Origin of the sequence: Solibacillus sp. FSL K6-1523, from assembly GCF_038005225.1 — a bacterium.
GTDB lineage: Bacteria > Bacillota > Bacilli > Bacillales_A > Planococcaceae > Solibacillus.
This window is the reverse complement of record NZ_JBBOSU010000001.1, coordinates 1,711,916-1,728,248: the sequence shown is the minus strand read 5'-3', so window position 1 is coordinate 1,728,248 and position 16,333 is coordinate 1,711,916. Positions and strand designations below refer to the sequence as shown.

Here is a 16,333-nt window from a genome sequence, read left to right as displayed (position 1 = left end):
TTCTTAAGTGAAATCCATATTAATATGGCTCTTTTTCGAAATTGTTATGCATGCATTTTGAAAATTCCTACATAAGCTTATATGCTTTTGATCCTGAACGAAATTGGAAAATTAGGTTTCAACTTCATGCAATTTACTTTTTTCTCCTTTCAAAATCCAAATACATAAACCATTTTTTAATATAATTTTACCAGGTTTATTTTAATCATAATAAGCTCATTCTAAATATGTTTAACAACAAAGGAGTGTGATTTTCAATGGAAATGAAAGATCAAGTACAAAAGGAACTATCGAAAATTGATGTGGAAGAGAAAAATCAAATTTTGGAGAATTTCAATCGATTCAAACAGTACCTAGCTAAAAAAGTAGAGCTAGGAGAAAATTTGGGATTAAGTGAAGAAAAGCTAGCGAAAACGACCGAGCTAGTTGCGAATTATCTTGCCAAGCACGAAGAACCTCGTAACCGAGAGGAAAACCTTTTAATGGAGCTTTGGAAATCAGGTACTAAAGAACAGCAACATACGCTCTCACATATGCTTTTAGAAATGGTGAGGAAAGCGTAATTTAATTAAACCATCGTTTTTTTACGCATACTAAATAATTTGCACCCCCAATTGTTAAATAAATATTAACAATTGGGGGTGCTTTTTGTTTTTTTACTGATGTACAATTGATGCATCCGACCAATATTGAAAAAAAAAAATAGACCCAGATTAAATCTGGGTCCGAGTACACTTATTGCCTACAACTGGTATGTTTCAGCTTCAATTATCAAGCAATAACTAGTCAGAGTAAACTCCGCTTAACCATGCCTGTATTATAAATGAAGCTTACTTGATGCGCAGTTGAGGCGGACTGTCCTGAGATTCCTGTTCTTTCGGCATAGAATTACTCATGATACATCCTCCTCATCAAATTAGATGAATAAGTGTTACTAAAATAAGTATGAGCATCTTTCAAAGTATTTATACAATGATTTTAAAATTTTTTATAAAGTTGTAATTGTTATTTGAGCACGGTTATTCATTCCTCAAATTTTTCGGCTCTTCACCGAAAATTTCCTAGTTGTAACTAGCCAAAACTTTCCGTTAACTAGCCACTTTTCAAGCATTACTCGTCAAAACACCTTGAAAACTAGCCGAATTAGTGCAGTAACTAGCCAAACCACATTTTACTCGCCAAATTTCTTCATCTACTAGCCGATTATTTATTTAGTAACGATTAATCCCTTTTCTTGAAACACTTGTTGTGCAATCATTAACGCATTTTGCACACGCGGAAAACCTATGTATGGTACTAATTGTAATAGTGCCTCGACGATTTCATTCGGCGTTAAACTTGCATGCAAACCGCGCGTAATATGAGTTTTCGTCTGAGGTTCTGCTGATTGCGTGACAACTGCTGTAATCACAACGAGCGCACGGCTTTTAGCATCTAACCCAGGTCGCGAATACACTTCCCCATAAGCAAACTCTACAATCATTTTTCGTAAGTCCGGCGCAATATCAGCCAAAGCATCGTGTTCCACCATACGTGCCGCCTCTTCATCTGTCACATATTGCTTCATCATTTCAAAACCCTTCATAAAACGCTCATTCATTTTAAAAATCCCCCTTTAATGTTTTCAAAATTGCTCCCGCTAAACTTACCATTCGCGGTCACACAACCAATTCCCTTTATTCATCGCCTTGCCTTAAATTTATTCAAGAAATAATTGACAATACAATAATATACGCCATATAATACCCATATACTATATGACGTATAATATAGAGCCTTATATAGGGATAGGAATGTGAGGTGGATAAGATGACGTTTCAATTAGGTTCAGCTCTACTGGATGCCTGTGTACTTTCCATTTTAGAAAAGGAAGATGCTTACGGATATTCTCTGACGCAGGAAGTAAGGTCCGTTATGGATATTTCGGAGTCGACACTTTATCCTGTATTGCGACGCTTGCAAAAAGCTGATTTTTTAATTACGTATGATCAGCCGTTTCAAGGGAGAAACAGACGCTACTATCAAATTACGGGACTCGGGCGCCTACGCTTACTGGAACTTCTGACCGAATGGAAAAGTTATAAAGAAAAAGTAGACAGTGTACTATTAGGAGGGAAATTAGATGGATAAAGCAGGCTATTTAAAAAGTCTACGCAGTAAATTACACCGACTGCCCGCGCATGAAATTGATGCGGCACTTATTTATTATGAAGAATATTTTGATGAAGCAGGAGAAGAAAATGAGCAGCAAGTCATGGAACAACTTGGTCCGCCTTCGCAAGTGGCTGCTCAAATAGTAGCCGATTTTGCGATGAAAGATTTAGACGTGACACCAACTTCTACGAAAAAGAATATGTCGACAATATGGTTGATCATTCTTGCCATACTTTCTGCACCACTGTCATTACCACTTCTCGCTGTCGCAATAGCGCTCATTATTTCAGCTGGTGCAATTGTTTTTAGCTTTGTGATTACCATTTTAGCCATTGTAGGTGGGATCTTATTTGGTGGGGTTGCTTCACTTATTTCAGGTTTTTTCATCCTTACAAATCATTGGCCGACCGCACTGCTATTTATTGGTTTTGGACTAATTGTGACTGGCATTGGAATTTTAATATCCCCTGCCACAGCCCGTCTCATTAAAAATACGGGTGTTGTATGCGTCAAAGGTTTAGTTTCATTGTTTCAAAAGATCACACCAAAACGAAAAGAGGAATTAAAATGACATCCCGTTATAAAATGATTGCTGCGAGTATGATTGCAATCGGTGTTGTATTTGCCATCCTTGGTTTTTCTTCTGGTGGTAAATGGTATATTTTAAAAGACCGTTCTGGTTTTTATGTGCCAAATGAGCAAACCCTTGCGCCCCAATTATACAAACTTGATTCATTTAAAAATATTAACATTTCAAATGGGCATGCAGATATTGAAATACTGCCATCAGATCGCTACGCATTAGAAGTCATTGCATTTGAAACGACAGATGTTACTTATGTTGTGAAAGACAATACATTAACAGTAAAATCTAACAACATAAAAGATAAAGCAATGACAATCGGATTCGGACCATTCAGGTCGCCATCGATTAAAATTTATGTTCCACAAGATGCATCGCTGTCACACATTACAATTGACTCTAGCTTCGGGGATATCGATTTGCAAAGCATTAAATATGAACAATTCAATTTGGATATGAGTTACGGAGATATTTCATTCAAACACATTGATTCAGGTCATACAGAAATTACGAACGCTTTTGGAGATATGTCGTTCCAACAATTTACAAGCGGACGTTTATTCGTTAATAGCGAGTATGGCGATATTGACATTGCAGGTGAATTAAACGGAAAAACGACAATTAATTCTAGCTTTGGGGATGTGGAGCTTCAATTACGAAACAATCAAAGTGACTTTGGACTTGACTTGAGCACTAGTTTTGGTGACCTCACAGTAAACGGGAAAGAGTATGGAACGAAACTTTCTCAACTGCATGATGGGAACAATCAGCTTGAAATTTCTCTTTCTCAAGGGGATCTTGATTTATCTTTTAGATAAAAATTCAACGTTACAAAAAGGGCATCCGCTAAAAATGTGGAGAGCCTCTTTTTGTCTTTCTTATAACAAAAATTAATCTGGAAATATATCCACATGCCCATTGTTTCTATTTCCCCAATAGTGTACGATATACACTATAAAGAAAACGGGGTGATTATGTGAATGATTTATTGAATTCACTCACGACTGAATTGCGAAGAGGCACATTGACACTTGCCGTATTAAGCCAGTTACACGAACCGCAATACGGCTATTCTTTAGTCCAATTGTTAGAAGAGTCTGGTATTGCGATTGACCAAAGTACGCTGTATCCCCTACTCCGCCGTTTAGAAAAGCAAGAATTATTAACGAGTAGCTGGGACACGACAGAAAGCCGCCCGCGAAAATATTATGTACTGAGTGATTATGGAAAAACAGTATTTGGTGCGTTGAAAACCGAATGGGAAAAGACTTCTAATGAGTTAGCCTTACTACTTAAAGGAGCTGAAAAAGATGGAACGGATTAACTTGTACATTTATGAAGTGACAAGAAGATTGCCTGAAAAATTACGTGCAGACATTGAAATGGAATTGCATTCGACGATTTTGGATATGATGCCGGATGACTATACAGCGGATGATGTAGATGCCGTGCTCACAAAGTTGGGTAATCCAGCAAAATTGGCAGATCAGTACCGCGAAAAACCTAATTATTTGATCGGTCCGATGTTATTTGATTCGTATATGTCGATTTTAAAAATGGTAGTACCCATTGCCCTTCTCGTTTATGTGATTGTACTTACTGTTCAATATGTCACAGGTTTTACAATGGATATGCCGCTATACAATTCGATTAATGATGTGATAAGGAACGTTATAACTGGAAGTATCGAAGTTTTAACCCAAGTATTTATATGGGTGACGATTATTTTCGTCATTATTGAACGCACGACCGATGATGGCGCAAAAAAATCAATGCAGTCAAAACCTTGGACTCCAAATGATTTAAAGCATATCGTGCCCGTAGAAAAAAAGAAACGCATTGCCAAAACGGAAGTATTTTTTGCATTACTTTGGGTAATCATTTGGGCTACTTTTTATTTTAAAGCATCCGATATGATTGGCATTTACGAAAAAACCACACATGACCAACTTCAATTTGTCATTCCCCTATTCAATCGAGATGTATTACTCACTTTATGGCCGGTCGTAGGAGCGCTCATTTTATTTGAAATTGGGTTAATTTTGTATAAGTGGGTTATTGGCAAATGGACGTATAAAATAGCGGTGTGGAATATGATTTACCATATTGCGTTCATTATTGTCACGATTGTATTCGTGAAACAAACTGGTTTATTTAATGTTGAATTTATCCGCTATACAGGGAAAGTATTTGATATAGTAAGTGATGCAGCCCTGCTGAATTGGTGGAATAACATCATTTGGGTATTCGTTGCGGTGTCCATCATTATTTCGGTTATCGATATTTTCAATGGTTTTAGAAAAGCAAAAATATAAATCGCAAGGGCCTAGGACATTCTAGGCTCTTTTTTTATTGTTTATAAAGTGCTATTTATATTTCTTCAAAAATATATAAAGAGTAAGGTACAAATATCAATTACGCCAAGGCGTAATTGCGTCCAGATTTTTTCGAGCAAGCTCGAAAAACTTCCCTAAAAAAATCTGTGACATCCGCTGGAGCTTATCTTAAATCAGCAAATACATTTGCAGATTTAAGATAAACAAATCATTAACACTTCAAATTTTAGCAAATGATATAATTATAGAATATTCAGTATATAAGGAGGGGTTCTTTGAAATTAACAAGAGAAGAAAAGTCCTGGATACTTTACGATTGTGGGAACTCTGCGTACTCAATGGCTATAACGACCGCCCTCTTTCCTATTGTCTTTGGCATGTTTGATGGTGTGAACCATATGGATCTTGGGTATTTTAATTCGCTCGCTAGTATTTTAGTTGCTTTATTAAGCCCCATTTTAGGTGCACTTGCCGATTACAAAGATAAAAAAATGCGCTTCTTTACGTTCTTTGCTTTGCTTGGATTTATCGCAACCTTTTCCTTTGCCTTCATTTCTCCAGCTAGTGGTCAGTGGCAATTATTAATTGTCGTCTATGTGATGTCATGTATTGGATTTGCTGGGGCGAATATTTTTTATGACTCCTTTTTAGTCGACGTGACAACGGATGAACGCATGGATAAAGTATCTACAAGTGGTTTTGCTTTCGGTTATATTTCAAGTGTCATTCCATTCGGCATTAGCCTTGCTGTCATATTCTTTATGGGCATGGATTTAGCAATTGGCTATCAAATCGGATTTTTTATTACAGCATTATGGTGGGGATTATTTACGATTCCAATGATTAAAGATGTAAGACAACGTCATTATATCGAACCAGAACCGAATTTAGTTGGCAATAGCTTTAAACGGTTAGCAACGACTTTTTTGCAAATTAAAAATTACAAAATCGTGTTCATTTTTTTAATTGCTTACTTCTGCTACATTGATGGTGTCGATACGATTATAAAAATGGTCGTACCTTATGCGACAAGTGTTTTAGGCTCAGATTCATTCAATACCTTTATGTTACTCGCGATTTTATTAGTCATTCAAATTATTGCGTTCCCATGTGCATTGCTGTACGGGTCTCTCGCTAAAAAATATTCAACTCGGTCCATGATTATTGTAGGTATTTTAACGTATATCGTGGCTTGTATCGCTGCTTTCTTTATTTCTGAAATGTGGCATATATTTGTTCTTGGTGCGATGATCGGTTCTGCACAAGGCGGGATTCAAGCATTAAGCCGCTCCTATTATGGCAAAATTATTCCGAAAGAGCGTTCGAATGAATTTTTCGGCTTTTATAATATTTTCGGTAAATTTGCGGCGATTATCGGACCATTTTTAATGGCATTCACGACAACTGTGACTGGTGTGGCGAAGTATAGTATTTTATCGATTATCCCGCTCTTTATTATTGGTTTACTCGTGTTTTTACTACTTCCAAAAGATCCAGTAGCAAATGTCGAAATAGTGAGGTGATTTTATGCATGCTAAACAAAATTATGTCATCGTCATTTCCTATGATGCTTTTTCAAAAGACAATTGGGACAGTGCAAAAACTTTGCCTAATTTAGCGCAGTTGATTGCAAATGGCGCATCGACCAATCGGGTAAAAAGCATCTATCCAACATTGACGTATGTCATTCACAGTTCCTATGTCACGGGGGTTTATCCGAATAAGCATGGGGTATTTCACAATAACCCGTTTCAACCTTTTGTACTTGAAAACGAACAAAATTGGCATTGGTATCGGGATGATTTGAAAATGCCAACCGTTTATGAAGCAGCGCGCAGCAAAGGCTTAACTACAGCCGGGATTTTATGGCCCGTTACAGGAAAAGCAACGATTCATTATAATATTCCTGAAATAAAAGCCGTTCGAAATGAAAATCAAGCATTGAAAATCATAAAAAATGGCAGTAAACGCTTTACGCTGGCGATGGAATGGAAATATGGGAAAGTACGTCGAGGGATTGCGCAGCCTTATTTAGATGATTTCATTACAAAGTGCGCGGTTGATACGATTTTAAACAAGAAGCCGAATTTATTGCTCATGCATTTAATCGATCTCGATGATTCGAAGCATTTGCATGGCACAAAAGGTCCACATATTGAAGCCGTGCTAAAACGCATGGATTGTCGCATTGGCGAACTGATGAAAGCTGTTGAAGATGCGGGCATTCGCGACGAAACAACCTTCTTAATTGTTGGGGATCATGGACAGCTCGATGTGCGTTATAAAATTTATTTAAATCGGCTATTTTTTGATAATGACCTCATTTATGAAGAAAACGGTGAAATGAAATGGCGCGCCTATGTTCAAGGTGCGGGTGGCGCGGCATATTTGCATATTCAACAAGATGATGAAGAAGCAAAAGCTACGGCATTATCTCTACTGGGAGATTTAGCGAAAAAAGCTGAATACGGGATTGAAGCGATTTATTCTAGAAAAGAACTCGATAAACTACACGTAGATGAGCGGTTCGAATTCATGATTGAAGCACGGGAAGGCTATTGTTTTGAGGATGACTATACAAATGAAGTCATTGTTGATTTACATGCGCGCGGTCAAAAATATGCAACACATGGCTACTCCCCTGAAAAGCCCAATTATACAAGCAATTTAATAATTTCAGGCGAGGGGGTTAAAGCTGGATATGATATCGGTGAAGTGAGCGTTGTCGATATCGGGCCAACGATTGCGCATATGTTAAAGCTCCCGTTTAATAATGTTGACGGGCGCGCTTTAGTAGAGATTTTTAACTAATATGAAGGGCCAGAGATGAATTTTGTCCCTGGCTCTTTTTTTATTCCTTCGCTCTTTCAACAAATGGAATATTTTTTGCGTTTGCCAAATTGTAAATATAACTCGTTACATGTGATTTATTTTCTGGAATGATAAATCGCTGTCCATCCGCCATTTTAAATATATAATCCCCTAAGTCACCCGGAATATATTCAAAGACTACTTCATCCATATCCGCCCATTCCACCGATTCCTCTGACCATACATTTTTCACTTTAATTTGTTCGAAGTCAATGACCGTATACATTTGTGACGTACTATAAAGAGCAAAAATCCCACCTGCTACAATAAGCGTGCTTAGTAAAAATGTCACTTTCTTTCGTTTCCAAAACAATAACAAACACGCCCCTGCAAACAAAACAAAGGCAAAAACAATAATTTTCGCACTTGTGATAAAAGGATAAATATAGAGCCTTGTTGGATCTTTAAAAAATGTTTCGATCAGTATAATTGGCATAAGAATTGCAACAAACGGTGAAATAATGAGCATTGTAATGGCTGCCATCGAAAAGAATAAACGTGGTGAAGTATTTTTAAACATCGTACGCCCCCTAATCCATGTTATTATTTCAATTATATACCAAACGAAATGTTATTTTAAGACAATTCGCGCATCTTTTTTGAATTGATAATTGCGGCATTAATCAAATCCGCTTCCTTTTTTAATTTCAGATAATATACATACCAAATGATAAAGAAAATCACACTTGTCAAAATGAAATATAAGAAGAAATGTAAATAAGACATTGATACGAACTTTAACCAAACAGATACGATTAAAATTGCACTAATTGTTGTGGCATAATGAATGAACACTTGCATTTTATACTTTATGTTAAATTGATAAATGACATGTCCAAATCCTCCTCCAATAAGGGATACGATAAAAATTCCGAGGACGATAAAGTCAAATCTCGTTTGAATTAAATTATATATTTCATCCCCCATTTCCCAATATGACACACAAAGTGATAGCATAAAAATCATACATCCTATCGCAAATGACTGGACTGTCGTTGAAATGGCTTTTTGCATCATTTTACACCCCTAACTTTTTCTTGAAATCTGCTTTGTACTTTCGACTAATAACATCTTCTTGCCCGTTTTCTAACAAAATATCTAACGTTCCACTAAAAGATGCTTTCACCGACTGAACCGCTGATAAATTAACAATGGTGCTTTTGGAAATCCGAATAAAGTTTTCTCCCAATAATTTCTCGAAATCCACTAATGGTGTTTTCGTTTCGTACCACTCCCCTTTCGCATCATAAACAATGACTTTTCCTACTTCTGTTCGTACAAGTTGAATGGACGATTTTTCGATTAGGATAATCTCCTTCCCTTGATAAATGGGTATTTTCCCACCGAAATCTTCTTTCTCTAATAACTCAACTGCTTTTTCGATTGTTGACGTTAATTGATTCGTTTTAATTTCTGCAACTGGTTCAACATACTCTGGCGCAATTAACACTTCTACTTTCACATTTCGCACCTCCTAAAAAAAGTATAGCAAAGTCAATTGCAAAAAAAAGGCATGTTACAAGTAAAAATGGACCACTTAGCATTCAAATAAAGTTGTTTTAACAGGAATAAGTTAGATATCGGAGTTATTTGGAATAATTAATCAGAGTCGAACAATCACTAATTTGAAAAAATGCTTGACCAAAAGGTGTTATCATACTATAATTTCGTTTATTATTCTAAATATTAAATGAGCGATGACGAGAACATATTAAGCCAGATTTCCCTGTTGGCAGAGAGTCAGTGGTTGGTGGAAACTGATACAAAGATCTGTGTGAATTTCATTCTTCGAGCTTTTTTTATACTGCATATATTTTTTTCAAGCGTGTTCGAAAAAAATCTGGACACAACTTTGCCTTGGCATAGTTGATACTACGTGGTATGAAAACGGATTAAACCGTTACTTAATCAAGTGGGAAACGCATTTTGTTTCCAATTAGGGTGGTACCGCGTGAACAGCCACGTCCCTATCGTTATAGATAGAGACGTGGCTGTTTATTTTTTTCTATCTGAAATAATAACAACAGATTGGATTGATTAGCATTCAAACATCACAGCAATGGTCATCAAAAATTGGTTTTATTTTATCTGCTGCTGGATCAGCTATAGGAGTAGGCGCCATTTGGAAGCTTCCCTATGTTACTGGCGTTAGTGGAGGAGGAGCATTCTTTCTTCTATTCATTTTATTCTCATTATTTATTGGTTTTCCGTTATTATTAGCAGAATTCATTATTGGGAGAAGCACACAAAAAGAAGCAGTTAGTGCTTATCGTAGTTTAGCACCGAATACGAAATGGCATTGGATTGGTAAACTCGGCGTATTTACTTGTTTCCTATTATTATCGTTCTATAGTGTCATTGGTGGATGGATTGTCATTTATTTTGTCAAAGGGATGTTTGGTGGCATTATTACTGACAGTGCCGATTATGCTACTGTCTTTAACGAGACAATTGGAAATCCACTTTTAGTGATGGGCGCTCAATTTGCCTTTTTAGCATTTACAGTACTAGTCGTTGCGAAAGGGATTCAAAACGGGATTGAAAAGGCGAGTAAAATTTTAATGCCGGCATTATTTATTTTATTTTTCGTATTAATCGTTCGTTCATTAACGCTTGATAATGCAATGGAAGGTGTTATGTTCTTCTTAGCTCCTGACTTCTCAAACATTACATCAGAAAGTATTCTGTTTGCGATGGGGCAAGCTTTCTTCTCATTAAGCATTGGTGTATCAGTAATGGTTACGTATAGTTCTTATTTATCGAAAAAAGAAAGCCTGATTCAACCAGCGATTTCAATCGTTTCCATGAATTTATTCATCGCTTTATTAGCAGGATTAGCAATCTTCCCAGCTGTTTTCTCACTTGGTTTAGAACCAGATGAAGGACCTGGTTTACTGTTTGTCGTATTACCTGCTGTATTTAATCAAATTATTTTTGGTGAAGCGTTCCTGCTAGGGTTTTTAGCATTATTTTTATTTGCTACATTAACTTCTGCCTTTTCAATGTTAGAAATTATTGTTGCTTCTCTTGTAAAAGGTAAAGAAGAAAATCGTACAAAATATGCGTACATTGTTGGTATTTTAATTTTCGCAGTAGGTGTACCTTCTGCATTGTCATATAGTATTTTTGCAGATGTATCAATTTTCTCGAAAAGCATTTTTGACTCAGCTGACTATTTAGTAAGTAATATTTTAATGCCACTTGGTGTATTTTTAATCGCGATTTTTGTACCAAGAAAGATTGAGAAAAGTAAATTACGCGAAGAACTATTACAGCATTCTCGCTTAGGCGCAACTGCTTTTAATATTTGGTTCTTCATTATGAAGTATATTATTCCACTCGTTATTTTTATCGTATTCCTTGATATTACAGGCATACTCGATAAAATTATGGCATTGTTCTAAAACAAGAGATGAACGCTTGCAGAATTTCTGCCAAACGTTCATCTCTTTTTTTGTTTAAGGATGTAACTGTGCTGTTTTTTGCACATGAAGCGCTTTTCGATATACGAATATACTACTTAACATGACGATTGAAATAATAACATACATCCAATCAACAGTTACAATGAGTAACCACCCACCTACAATAGGACCGATAAAACCACCGATATTTTTTAGTTGCCCTGCCCCTAAGTAAATGCCTTTTTGATCAATTGGTGCAATTTCTTCAATCACGGCGTTCATCATTGGGAAACAAAAAATTTCTCCAATTGAAAAAATCATCATACTGCCAATAAACATCCACGTGTTTTCGGATAATCCAAGCAATAATAAACCAGCTGAAAAAATCACGATGCCGATTTTTAGAGAAGTATAGATGGCCATTTTCTCAATCATAATCGTTAACGGGAGTTGTAATGTTAACACAGTAATCGAGTTGGCTACGATGACGTATGAAAACAGCTTTATCCCGTCCTCTACTCGCATATCAATCAATTGTGGCAATGTCGAATCAAATTGCGCATAACCAAATGTAATCAATATTCCACCTGCGATAAAATAAAGCAATTTTTGGTCTTTTCTCACTGCACTAAAGATGGTCCCGATTCGATGATCTGCCGCTAATTTTTGTTGCTTCATTTCATAACGATTCAGCACAATAATTAAAAAGACTCCGTAAATTGCGTACATAATACCGGTAATCATAAATGGCATCGCTGCGCTCGACATGTTCGAAATCCAAACACCCAACAACGGTCCCATTACCGCGGCAATATTAATCGCAGTGTACCGGACAGAAAACAGTCTGCGCTTTTTGGCGTCCTCGGTAAAATCAATCATTAGCGCTTGTGTCCCTGGCTCAAAAAATGAACGACATAGCCCATTTAACGCATTTAACAAAACAAAATAAAGGGCTGATGGTGCAAAAGCAAATCCGAAAAATGTTAGACTCCAAACAAATACCGTACAAATAATGACATTCTTTCGATCAAAACGATCTGTTAAGTATCCGCCTATAAGACCACCAAACGTAGCAAACAGCGGCGCGATCCCAACTGTTAATCCAATAAGTAAAGGAGAAGCCTGTAGTTGATTATGTAAATATAGGGCTAAAAAAGGGATGGCCATGAAACTAGCCGTGCGAGCAAATATAGTCCCACTTAATATAATCCAAACAAGCGGGTGAAAATAATTGAAGATTGATTTCATTTTGTGGAGCCTCTTTCATCAGATATGACATTTCATTCAATCCATTGCGCTTTGGTATACTTAAAGCCCAAAATGATGGCTATTCTACTAAAACCACTTTAGATTGAGAGTATTAATAAATTTAATAGAATACCCTAAAATTGTCAATGATATTTGAAGGAGTTTCTCTAGTTCACTTATTCAACAATACTTTTCGACTTTTTAAAGTGCCGCGACCAAATTGAGGCTAGCAATGCATTGTCATGTAGCATGTGCGGTTGTTATGGAAAGTTTTAAGAATTGACGTTTTACATTAGTTAGGAATGATATACATCGGAAAGTGTTTTTGAATCGGCGAAATCGGCTCTTAAACGTGGAAATTTGGCTAATAAAACGCGAATTGGCTCTTAACTGCTTTAATTTGGCTAATTATCGATGTATTTTGGCTAGTAATGCTAAAAATTTGGCTATTATTATCTAGTTAATGGCTAATAACAGCAGAAAAATGGCTAATATCCAATACAAATTGGCTTGTATTACCGAGGGAGTTTGAAATCTTAATTACGGAGATCTGTATTAAGAAAATCTAACTAAGCATCCGCCCCTTCCATGGGAGTGGTGCACTAAATACATAAATCCCCAGATTTCCAAACTTAAGAAGGCTGGCTTGCTACATATGCAAAGCCAACCTAAACAAAATCATGATCTAAACTTCTGCAACTTGTTCTTGAAGCTTTGCCGCAAAATATTTACGCGCATCTGCCGTTAAAATCGGTAAACATACAACTTCCTTCCGCTCAAACTCGACAAACATTCCACTTAAATTTTCATATACATTGTGGACTTTGAAACCCTTTTCTAAATAGTCACTGACTTGCTCCATTTCATCCACACTTAATAAATAATCCGACATGCACTCACCTCATCTTTTTTCGTTAATTGTGTCCACCTCGTCTGGCGCGAATTACGGTCACTTATCTTCCGTGACAATATCGTCCCAATCATGCCCTACTGTAATCCCTAAATACTTTTCATCACTCGGATCATCTAGTTCCGCTTGTGGGTACTGTTTGAACCACCAATATTTCGCCAACACATAATAAATGATTGCCCCCGCGAAGAAACCTACTAATGAAGAATAAGTTGGGAATATATTCGCTAAAATACCACCGATTATCCAAGCGATTAACCCTGCTAAATTAAAGCCATTCATATATTTAAATTGACCATCTAATTCGTAAAGTTCTTTTACGTTGACGCGACGTTTACGGATTAAATAATAATCGGCAAATAAAATACCTACAATAGCTGTTAAAATACCACCAATGATTAATAGTGCATCGACCAAAATATCGAATAAGTTCCACGGCTGCGCCAAAATTCCAATAATCCCAGCTATAATAACCCCAACCCAGAAAGGCACTTTTGGTCCACCAATGTTGGAGAAAATTGTTGCTGCTGGAATGACGTTTGCAGATGTATTCGTAGACCATTGCGCTAACACAATCATTAGTAATAAGACCCCTAAAATAAAGCCGCTCGCACTTTGTTGTAACGCATTTACAGGATCAGCTGATGCGACCGCCATATAACAAACTGCTCCGATTGCGACGATAAATGTATTCGTAATCGGCATGACGATTAATGAACCGACTAATTGTGTTTTATTACGTTTGAACCAATTCCGTTCATTTTTTGGTGCTTTAAAGAAACGTGAAAGGGATGGCATATCAGCGGCAAGTGTTGCCCAGAATCCCATGTTTGCCATAATTACGACCATGAAAGCTGTAAATGCGGCCATTCCCGTTGTTGGTGATTCTACCCATGACCAAACATTTTTCCCTTGTGTCGTTGCATGATCTGCTAGTGTGATGTACATCCAGCATGAAATTAAAATAATAATTGGTGCTGCTAAATCTGCAAAGCGTTCAATGGATTTAATGCCGAGAGATGTATTAAATAATTGCAATGCCGCAAAAACTAAGAAACATAAAAACCAATTATCAAAGCCAAATAATAAGTTCAAAATCCCATTGATTGCAAGCGCACCAAAATAAGTGTTAATCCCAAACCAACACGCAGCTGTAACGCCACGAACAAGCGACGGTATATGCGTGCCAATCGTACCGAATGGCGCACGCATATAAACCGGGAAGGATAAGCCATGTTCGATGCCGATATCACCGATTAATGTCATAAATATACCGATTAAAACCGAACCGATGATTGTCGCTAAAATAACCATCGGCAACGACAAACTGATAATTCCTGCTCCACCAATTGCAAAGGCGGCTAATACGATGGCCATCCCAACCCAAATTACTGCAAATCCAAATGTCCCAATACTTCTTTGTTGATGTGTCACTGGAAGTAAATCTGGTGATTTTAAATAATCCCCACCACTTGCCATCCAAGTCTCTCCCTTATTTTAAATTTCCAGTTCACGAACAAACAAACAAACAAACAAACAAACAAACAAACAAACAACCTCTTTTTATTTACCGAAATTACTAATCAATGATTGACGTTCATTCCATGTCATTGGCGCTATATTCGATTTTCTTTCAACCATCGAAATCGCACCGTCCACTGGGCATACAATCGAGCATAAATTACATCCTACACAATCTTGCTCACGAACTTTTAGCATCGGACGACCACTTTCTGTGTACAAATCGATACATTGATGTGACGTATCTTCACACGCAATATGACATTTATTACAGTTAATGCATACATCATTATTAATTTCAGCGACCACTTTATAGTTTAAATCTAAGTCTCCCCAGTCGGAATATCGTGGTACCGACCTGCCGACTAAATCCATGACTGAAGCTATACCTTTATCATCTAGGTAGTTATTTAACCCATCAATCATGTCCTCTACAATACTAAAGCCGTGGTGCATCGCCGCTGTACAAACCTGTACGCCTGTTGCTCCCATCAATATGAATTCCGCAGCATCTTGCCAGTTTGAAATCCCTCCGATACCCGAGATCGGCACATTGAAGAACGGATTGCGCGCACACTCTGCGACCATATTGAGTGCAATTGGTTTTACAGCAGGACCACAATAGCCACCGTGCGCCCCTTTCCCACCAACATGCGGTATCGTGTTCCATGAATCTAAATCTACACCCGCCAAGCTGTTAATCGTATTAATCATACTGATCGCGTCTGCTCCGCCACGTGCTGCCGCTTCTGCTGTCATCGTAATATCAGTAATGTTCGGTGTTAGCTTTACAATGACTGGCGTTTGTGCCACCTCTTTGACCCAAAACGTTTGCTTTTCAACCAATTCTGGGACTTGACCAGAAGCAGCACCCATTCCGCGTTCGGCCATTCCATGTGGACATCCAAAGTTAAGCTCAAGACCATCGACACCAACAGCTTCTACTTTTTTGACAATTTCATGCCATTTTTCTTGCTGTGGCTCTACCATTAACGACACAATAATGGCATGGTCCGGAAACCTTTTTTTCGTTTCATAAATTTCTTGTAAATTGACCTCTAATGGACGATCCGTAATGAGTTCAATATTATTAAAACCCGCTACTCTTTGTCCGTTAAAGCTGACTGCCGCAAAACGTGAAGAAACATTTAGAATCGGTTCACCTAATGTTTTCCAAACCGCGCCACCCCAGCCTGCTTCAAATGCACGTTGTACTTGATAACCTGAATTCGTCGGTGGTGCGGATGCTAGCCAAAATGGATTCGGTGATTTAATGCCTGCTAAGTCAATTCGTAAGTCTGCCATG

17 protein-coding genes and 1 other annotated feature are annotated in these 16,333 nt (G+C 37.3%); of the genes, 9 read left to right on the top strand and 8 right to left on the bottom strand.

Going from position 1 to position 16,333, the window contains the following annotated elements:
- Positions 1-257 precede the first annotated feature (257 nt).
- The gene (locus MHI10_RS08105) at positions 258-563 is read left to right on the top strand and encodes a DUF3243 domain-containing protein (protein ID WP_340784537.1); all 306 of its coding nucleotides are present in this window, start codon (positions 258-260) and stop codon (positions 561-563) included.
- Positions 564-1,207: 644 nt separating this feature from the next.
- On the opposite strand, the gene MHI10_RS08100 is transcribed toward MHI10_RS08105, so the two are convergent.
- A complete protein-coding gene (locus MHI10_RS08100; RefSeq protein WP_340784535.1) occupies positions 1,208-1,600 on the bottom strand; it encodes a carboxymuconolactone decarboxylase family protein in 393 nt (130 codons plus the stop codon).
- A gap of 209 nt (positions 1,601-1,809) precedes the next feature.
- Between MHI10_RS08100 and MHI10_RS08095 the strand changes: the two genes are divergently transcribed.
- The 7 genes from MHI10_RS08095 to MHI10_RS08065 all read left to right on the top strand — a co-directional run bounded on the left by MHI10_RS08095 (position 1,810) and on the right by MHI10_RS08065 (position 7,884).
- Positions 1,810-2,130 (top strand): PadR family transcriptional regulator, encoded by a 321-nt coding sequence (locus tag MHI10_RS08095; protein WP_340784534.1) that lies wholly within the window; start codon positions 1,810-1,812, stop codon positions 2,128-2,130.
- Positions 2,123-2,725 (top strand): DUF1700 domain-containing protein, encoded by a 603-nt coding sequence (locus MHI10_RS08090; protein ID WP_340784532.1) that lies wholly within the window; start codon positions 2,123-2,125, stop codon positions 2,723-2,725. Before MHI10_RS08095 ends, MHI10_RS08090 begins: the two co-directional genes overlap by 8 nt.
- A complete protein-coding gene (locus MHI10_RS08085; protein WP_340784530.1) occupies positions 2,722-3,555 on the top strand; it encodes a DUF4097 family beta strand repeat-containing protein in 834 nt (277 codons plus the stop codon). Before MHI10_RS08090 ends, MHI10_RS08085 begins: the two co-directional genes overlap by 4 nt.
- A 158-nt stretch (positions 3,556-3,713) precedes the next feature.
- Positions 3,714-4,061 (top strand): PadR family transcriptional regulator, encoded by a 348-nt coding sequence (locus MHI10_RS08080; protein ID WP_340784529.1) that lies wholly within the window; start codon positions 3,714-3,716, stop codon positions 4,059-4,061.
- Entirely contained in the window at positions 4,048-5,052 is a 1,005-nt protein-coding gene (locus MHI10_RS08075; RefSeq protein WP_340784528.1) for a hypothetical protein, read from the top strand. The genes MHI10_RS08080 and MHI10_RS08075 overlap by 14 nt, the downstream gene beginning before the upstream one ends.
- Before the next feature lie 359 nt (positions 5,053-5,411).
- The gene (locus MHI10_RS08070) at positions 5,412-6,596 is read left to right on the top strand and encodes an MFS transporter (protein WP_340789175.1); all 1,185 of its coding nucleotides are present in this window, start codon (positions 5,412-5,414) and stop codon (positions 6,594-6,596) included.
- Between the two features lie 4 nt (positions 6,597-6,600).
- The gene (locus MHI10_RS08065) at positions 6,601-7,884 is read left to right on the top strand and encodes an alkaline phosphatase family protein (RefSeq protein WP_340784525.1); all 1,284 of its coding nucleotides are present in this window, start codon (positions 6,601-6,603) and stop codon (positions 7,882-7,884) included.
- 40 nt (positions 7,885-7,924) lie between these two features.
- On the opposite strand, the gene MHI10_RS08060 is transcribed toward MHI10_RS08065, so the two are convergent.
- From MHI10_RS08060 to MHI10_RS08050, 3 genes are read right to left on the bottom strand one after another with little or no spacing between them, the layout of a single operon-like run.
- On the bottom strand, positions 7,925-8,464 hold the full coding sequence (locus MHI10_RS08060; RefSeq protein WP_340784523.1) for an ATP-dependent exonuclease: 540 nt from the start codon (positions 8,462-8,464) through the stop codon (positions 7,925-7,927).
- 56 nt (positions 8,465-8,520) lie between these two features.
- Positions 8,521-8,958, bottom strand: coding sequence for a DUF3021 family protein (locus MHI10_RS08055; RefSeq protein ID WP_340784521.1), 438 nt, complete (start codon positions 8,956-8,958; stop codon positions 8,521-8,523).
- A 4-nt stretch (positions 8,959-8,962) separates the two neighbouring features.
- On the bottom strand, positions 8,963-9,406 hold the full coding sequence (locus MHI10_RS08050; RefSeq protein ID WP_340784518.1) for a LytTR family DNA-binding domain-containing protein: 444 nt from the start codon (positions 9,404-9,406) through the stop codon (positions 8,963-8,965).
- A gap of 226 nt (positions 9,407-9,632) precedes the next feature.
- Positions 9,633-9,916: a binding site (T-box leader), on the top strand.
- Positions 9,917-9,986: 70 nt separating this feature from the next.
- Between MHI10_RS08050 and MHI10_RS08045 the strand changes: the two genes are divergently transcribed.
- On the top strand, positions 9,987-11,348 hold the full coding sequence (locus MHI10_RS08045; RefSeq protein ID WP_340789173.1) for a sodium-dependent transporter: 1,362 nt from the start codon (positions 9,987-9,989) through the stop codon (positions 11,346-11,348).
- Between the two features lie 54 nt (positions 11,349-11,402).
- Here the strand turns inward: MHI10_RS08045 and MHI10_RS08040 are convergent, their stop codons facing one another.
- The 4 genes from MHI10_RS08040 to preA all read right to left on the bottom strand — a co-directional run bounded on the left by MHI10_RS08040 (position 11,403) and on the right by preA (position 16,332).
- On the bottom strand, positions 11,403-12,596 hold the full coding sequence (locus MHI10_RS08040; protein ID WP_340784516.1) for an MDR family MFS transporter: 1,194 nt from the start codon (positions 12,594-12,596) through the stop codon (positions 11,403-11,405).
- A 685-nt stretch (positions 12,597-13,281) separates the two neighbouring features.
- A complete protein-coding gene (locus MHI10_RS08035) occupies positions 13,282-13,488 on the bottom strand; it encodes a hypothetical protein (protein WP_340784515.1) in 207 nt (68 codons plus the stop codon).
- Positions 13,489-13,545: 57 nt separating this feature from the next.
- Positions 13,546-14,985: an NCS1 family transporter gene (locus MHI10_RS08030; protein ID WP_340784514.1), complete on the bottom strand. Its 1,440-nt coding sequence runs from the start codon at positions 14,983-14,985 to the stop codon at positions 13,546-13,548.
- Positions 14,986-15,069: 84 nt separating this feature from the next.
- Positions 15,070-16,332: an NAD-dependent dihydropyrimidine dehydrogenase subunit PreA gene (gene preA, locus MHI10_RS08025; protein ID WP_340784512.1), complete on the bottom strand. Its 1,263-nt coding sequence runs from the start codon at positions 16,330-16,332 to the stop codon at positions 15,070-15,072.
- Position 16,333 lies beyond the last annotated feature (1 nt).